Here is a 1,560-nt window from a genome sequence, read left to right on the forward strand (position 1 = left end):
AGCGACGCCAGCTGCAGCAGTCCGCGCGGCGCGCGGCGGCAGCCGAGCCATACTACGCCGGGGCGTGGCCAGTGTCCGGCATCATCCAGGTCAAGCGTAAAAGCGGGCTGGGTAATACGCGCGGCGAGCTGTTGCAGGCTCTCCTGCGTCTCGCGGCTCACCTCACCCAGAAACGCCAGCGTCAGATGCAGGTTGGCCGCTGCAACCGGCGTACCGGCCTCAGCGGCAAAATTATCCGCCCGCCACTGCACCAGCTGCTGCTGAAGCGGAGCAGGCAGTTCAAGAGCAAAAAACAGGCGTTGCGTGGTCATAAGCGTGCTCCGGTAATCTGCGCCGGGTGGTGTACAATGCGCGCCATATTAGCACAGGCAGAGCAGGAGAAGAGCGTGAGTGAATTACCGGTCAGCGAGGTATTGCCTGCGCTGCTGACGGCGCTGGAGCGTTCGCCCCAGGTGCTGCTGGCGGCCCCTACCGGCGCAGGAAAATCGACCTGGCTGCCGCTGCAGCTGCTGCAGCAGGCGTCGCTGCCGGGGCGTATTATTATGCTGGAACCGCGTCGTCTGGCGGCGCGCAATGTGGCCCAGCGGCTGGCGGAGCAGCTTGGCGAGCAGCCGGGCGACACCGTGGGTTACCGGCTGCGCGGTGAGAGCTGCGTCGGTGCGCATACCCGACTCGAAGTGGTCACCGAGGGGATCCTGACGCGCATGCTGCAGCGCGATCCCATGCTGGAGAGTGTAGCGCTGGTGATCCTTGATGAGTTTCATGAGCGCAGCCTGCAGGCCGATCTGGCGCTGGCGCTGCTACTGGATGTGCAGCAGGGGCTGCGCGATGACCTGAAGCTGCTGCTGATGTCCGCCACGCTGGATAATCAGCGTCTGCAGGCGCTGCTGCCCGCTGCGCCTGCCATTGTATCGGCCGGACGCAGTTATCCGGTGGCGCGCCGCTATGCCAGCCTCAATCCGCAGACGCGTTTTGAGGAGGCGGTGGCGCGCGAGGTCGCCCAGCTGCTGCGCGAGGAGCACGGCTCGCTGCTGCTGTTTCTGCCGGGCGTGGCGGAGATTGAGCGTGTCAGGCGGGAGCTGAGCGCACGGGTGGGGGACGATATCGATCTGGCTCCGCTCTACGGTGCGCTGCCGCTGGAGGCGCAGCGGCGCGCCATTCTGCCGGCCGCCGCCGGCCGCCGGAAGGTCGTGCTCGCTACGAACATTGCGGAGACCAGCCTGACCATCGAGGGGATCCGTCTGGTGGTCGATAGCGCGCTGGAGCGGGTCGCGCAGTTTGATGCCCGCAGCGGCGTCACCCGGCTGCAAACGCAGCGTATCAGTCAGGCATCCATGACGCAGCGCGCCGGGCGCGCCGGCCGGCTTGAGCCGGGTATCTGCCTGCATCTGCTGGCACAGGAGCAGGCGCTGCGCGCGCCGGCGCAGAGTGATGCAGAGATCTTAAGCAGCGATCTCGCCGGTCTGCGGCTGGAGCTGCTGCAGTGGGGCTGTAGCACGGCAGCGCAGCTGCAGTGGCTTGACCTGCCGCCGGCCCGCAACCTGCAGGCGGCGGACGCGC

General features: G+C 67.2%; 2 protein-coding genes. One reads left to right on the forward strand and one right to left on the reverse strand.

The genetic code is table 11. The annotated features are described in order from the left end of the window. The coding region (thpR, locus tag HA43_RS18470; RefSeq protein ID WP_094112329.1) for an RNA 2',3'-cyclic phosphodiesterase at positions 1 to 311 on the reverse strand (311 nt) is incomplete at its 3' end. 36 nt (positions 312 to 347) lie between these two features. On the opposite strand from thpR, the gene hrpB reads away from it, so the two are divergent. Then, positions 348 to 1,560, forward strand: a 1,213-nt coding sequence (gene hrpB / locus HA43_RS18475; RefSeq protein WP_094112330.1) for an ATP-dependent helicase HrpB, incomplete at its 3' end; no start/stop codon positions are given.

The sequence above is a fragment of the Pantoea eucrina genome, assembly GCF_002095385.1.
GTDB lineage: Bacteria > Pseudomonadota > Gammaproteobacteria > Enterobacterales > Enterobacteriaceae > Pantoea > Pantoea eucrina.